General features: G+C 42.3%; 7 protein-coding genes. 4 read left to right on the forward strand and 3 right to left on the reverse strand.

The window, feature by feature from the left end:
* Positions 1-15 precede the first annotated feature (15 nt).
* Both IKN49_06720 and IKN49_06725 read right to left on the reverse strand, forming a co-directional pair.
* Positions 16-399 (reverse strand): hypothetical protein, encoded by a 384-nt coding sequence (locus tag IKN49_06720; GenBank protein MBR3632729.1) that lies wholly within the window; start codon positions 397-399, stop codon positions 16-18.
* A 468-nt stretch (positions 400-867) separates the two neighbouring features.
* Positions 868-1,233, reverse strand: coding sequence for a helix-turn-helix transcriptional regulator (locus IKN49_06725; GenBank protein MBR3632730.1), 366 nt, complete (start codon positions 1,231-1,233; stop codon positions 868-870).
* Positions 1,234-1,386: 153 nt separating this feature from the next.
* Here IKN49_06725 and IKN49_06730 point away from each other — a divergent pair, with 153 nt between their 5' ends.
* Genes IKN49_06730 through IKN49_06745 form a run of 4 tightly spaced genes read left to right on the forward strand, consistent with a single transcriptional unit; the run spans position 1,387 to position 2,830 of the window.
* Positions 1,387-1,587, forward strand: a complete 201-nt coding sequence (locus IKN49_06730; protein MBR3632731.1) for an XRE family transcriptional regulator — start codon at positions 1,387-1,389, stop codon at positions 1,585-1,587.
* Between the two features lie 15 nt (positions 1,588-1,602).
* Entirely contained in the window at positions 1,603-1,812 is a 210-nt protein-coding gene (locus IKN49_06735) for a hypothetical protein (protein MBR3632732.1), read from the forward strand.
* Positions 1,813-1,814: 2 nt separating this feature from the next.
* Positions 1,815-2,477 (forward strand): hypothetical protein, encoded by a 663-nt coding sequence (locus IKN49_06740; protein MBR3632733.1) that lies wholly within the window; start codon positions 1,815-1,817, stop codon positions 2,475-2,477.
* Entirely contained in the window at positions 2,474-2,830 is a 357-nt protein-coding gene (locus IKN49_06745; GenBank protein MBR3632734.1) for a hypothetical protein, read from the forward strand. Before IKN49_06740 ends, IKN49_06745 begins: the two co-directional genes overlap by 4 nt.
* On the opposite strand, the gene IKN49_06750 is transcribed toward IKN49_06745, so the two are convergent.
* A partial coding sequence (locus IKN49_06750) for a DUF2441 domain-containing protein (protein MBR3632735.1) occupies positions 2,764-3,407 on the reverse strand: 644 nt, incomplete at its 5' end. The two genes, IKN49_06745 and IKN49_06750, sit on opposite strands and share 67 nt — an antisense overlap.

Consider the following 3,407-nt stretch of genomic DNA (forward strand, 5'->3'; position numbering starts at 1 on the left):
AAAAGTCATAACATGTCAACATTGAATCATTATAATATTCTCCCAGTCCCGGAACTCCTCCCGGTTCAGGGAAAGTATCAGCTGCCAGCCGTTGGATAACTCACAGAAAACAATATGCTTTTCTGTTTTCTTTCCTCCCAGTACGGCTCCGATCAGGCCGCCGACGGGGCCGGTAACCAGATAACCTAAAGCTCCCCAGGTTAAACTGTAATCCCGGTGGGAGTCAGCCGTAATTTCCTCATAGCTGCCTATCATTTCAGAAATGCTGCAGCTGGTGAGCGCTCCGTCGTCGTGATAGTCCCGGAAGAAAAGCAGGAAATCATAACAGAGCCAGCCGGGCGACTGGACTTTTGCTACGTCGATATCCGGATCTTTAATTCCTCCCAAATACTCAGCCATAATAACCTCGCAATAACCAAAAAGAGCATTTTTTTAGTTTTTTCGTGCATTTTAATAACGTTTTTGAACATTATGGAACCACAAATGAGCATTTTAATAACTTAACTCGCCAAATCTTGAAACTAACTTGATACTAAAAATCGTTCGTTTCAGATCTGACAAGACTATAAAAACACGCACGGTTGAGCCGTTTCTATCGTTCGAGAATCGTTTGAGCTTGTTAGAATCTTGATAGTTACTCGAAAAAACTTGAAACTTAGTCGAAAGTGTGGGCCCGACTTTCTATCGTGTTAACGCTCTCGTCCGAGTCCAGATCTCCCAGCCGTTTGTGTGTCAGCTCATGGATAAAGGTTTCTTTGTTTGCTTCATTCGTCAGCCTGGCGTTTAAAACGATCGTGTCCTCTCCGGAGCTGTTTTCCCTGACGATAAAGCCTCTGATTTTTAAGGGTAAATTATATAGGTAAGTTTTCATGAATTTTTATTTTTCAGATGTTTGATAAGACTGATAACGTACTGCATATCCTCCGGAGATAAATCCCGTTTGGCGTCCAGCAGTACTCTTGTTTCCGGATCATTGGCTGCTTCCTGGGCCAGCCTGGCCGTTTCCGGATTTAAATAATAAGAATCAATAGGAACATAATTATCGCTAAAATATTCTACAGGGACGCCCAATACTTTAGCTATTGCAATAAGAACGTCAATATCTACTTTTGTATTATCTCGCTCGATAATACTATATAAAGTCGTTGGTTTAACGTTGGCACGATTTGCCAAAGCGTTCACATTAGTGTTTTTTTCTTCTATTAATTTCTTTAGTTTAGAACCTATACCCATTATTGCACCTCCACTAAAATTTTATGCAAATGCAAGTAATTTGTCAATAAAAAAATTCAGCATTTGCATAATTTTTTGTTGACAACATACGCAAATGCGTTTATAATTCAAAATGAAATATACGCAAATGCGTAGAAAGGAGGCAAACAAACAATGGCATTAATCAATTTAAAAAAGGAAATGGCTGGAGCCGATATTAGCATTGAAACTTTAGCAGCAGAATTACGGGTTCATAGAAATACTATTGCTAATAAAATTGACGGAACCAGCAAATTTACTGTTGAGGAAGCCTTTAAAATTCAGGAAAAGTTCTTTCCGAACCTGGGTTTAGCTTATTTGTTTAAGGAACAATAAAAACGAGGTGAAATCATGGAGTACACATATACGCTCAAGTATGACGGCAGCGGCGGTTATATTGGAAAAACACCAATATACAGCCAGGCCATAAATGCGGCTAAAGGTTACGCAAAAACTTACGGGCTTTCTGTATTGGTATCGCACACGTGGAAAAACAAAACCAGAGAGATAGTGATACATCCAGACGAAACAATTACTCACCTCTGGAACGGAGAACGGTAATTATGAACGATTTACAGATTTTTAAAAACAGAGAATTTGGGGAAATCCGGACGATTCAAGAGGATGAGGTTATTTGGTTCTGTGGTGCTGATGTTTGTAAAGCCCTGGGATTTGCAAATACGGCTGACGGTTTACGAAAACATTGTAAAATGCCCGGTATAGTAAAACGCTATACAGGGGTACAAACCGGAATAAAAGCAGACGGCTCTCCGGCAATACAACAGATACCCATGCTTTATATCAACGAGCCGAACCTCTACCGCCTGATCGTCCATAGCCGGTTACCGTCGGCCGAAAAATTTGAAAAGTGGGTTTTTGAGGAAGTCCTGCCCACGATACGCAAAACCGGGAACTATGCTCCGGCTTTAAAAAACGCCAGCGTGGGAGAAGTCGTGAGCCTCATCCGGGTTACCCGGGAGACAATGCAGGATCAGGGAAAGACGCCGGAGGAAATCGCTACCGTCTTAAAAGATATCGGCCAGCAGTTCGGTATCCGGCTGAGCCGGTGGGTGGTGGAACCGGAACAGGTAAACACGGAGGATCTTAACGAGGCAGTGGATTACGTTTTCAACACCTACACACCGGGTAAGGGAAAACGGAAACCAAAGTACGAAAAGTTTTTGGTTCACGTTTCGGTAAGGCAGCTGGAGGGAGGAAAACAATGAGAAACCAATATTTTATTGAGTTACACGATAAGTACGACCTGTCCTATAAAAGGATGATAAACGTTTCTGCTATAGAAACGGTAGAAGATCATAGAGTTGATGTACGTGGGCGTTGTTATTATGTGGCAGAAACTTATGAAGAAATTAAACAACTTATTGAAATGGCTAACGAAAGTTTAAAGGCCGGGCCGGTTCAGAAGCAAGAGCAGCCGGCGGCGTTATCGTTTGATAATATGCCGAAACACTCCCATAGCTTTAAAACAAACTGGAAACCGGATCCAAATGATTATCTCGCTGATAAAGGTGCCGTTTCTTCCAATACGGTAAAGGATCCGGCAAACAATAATTCCTGATGTTCCGGCGCCGGATTTGTGACGACACCGTTCCAGTAAAGCCGGGCGTGTTCACGGACAGCCTCGAAATAACCGCCCGGAGGATGAATGAGCAGAGAATCATCAGCGACGTGGATCTTTCCGGTACAGGAAATCCTGTAAAGGGTTTTCGAGTCCGGGATTTGCTGTAACCAGTATGTTGTTTTCGCTGTTATCTGTTCCTCTGACATAAGCCAGAGGCAGCTCATCCGGGACGGCAAATCGGGGAACTCCTGCAAACGTATATCTTCAAAAAGACGTTCACGAACATAGAGAGAAAACTCGTTAATCACGTTCGGGGCGTCATTTAAAAGAATCGGCTCCGGAAACGTAAATGTCTCAAATTCTTTATAAAACGGGTTTGGCTCGTTTCCGGCAAGGTAGGTTTTTCCGATTATCAAATCAGCAAACCGGCTGAGGGTGTAAAATTCTTTATTTTCAACGTAAATCAAAAGTATCATCTCCTCTCTGTTTTCATTATAACACGAGCGGAAACATTGAAAAAAAACCGGAGGAAAAATAATGCAGCTGAGCAGTTTAAAAGAGTACGCTGCCGTTT

The sequence above is a fragment of the Elusimicrobiaceae bacterium genome (assembly GCA_017528825.1).
Classification (GTDB): Bacteria; Elusimicrobiota; Elusimicrobia; order Elusimicrobiales; family Elusimicrobiaceae; genus Avelusimicrobium.

Bases quoted from the DNA above. Each gene is read 5' to 3' on its own strand.
- IKN49_06720 (MBR3632729.1), bottom strand. From the start codon at position 399: ATGGCTGAGTATTTGGGAGGAATTAAAGATCCGGATATCGACGTAGCA.
- IKN49_06725 (MBR3632730.1), bottom strand. From the start codon at position 1,233: ATGGGTATAGGTTCTAAACTAAAGAAATTAATAGAAGAAAAAAACACT.
- IKN49_06730 (MBR3632731.1), top strand. From the start codon at position 1,387: ATGGCATTAATCAATTTAAAAAAGGAAATGGCTGGAGCCGATATTAGC.
- IKN49_06735 (MBR3632732.1), top strand. From the start codon at position 1,603: ATGGAGTACACATATACGCTCAAGTATGACGGCAGCGGCGGTTATATT.
- IKN49_06740 (MBR3632733.1), top strand. From the start codon at position 1,815: ATGAACGATTTACAGATTTTTAAAAACAGAGAATTTGGGGAAATCCGG.
- IKN49_06745 (MBR3632734.1), top strand. From the start codon at position 2,474: ATGAGAAACCAATATTTTATTGAGTTACACGATAAGTACGACCTGTCC.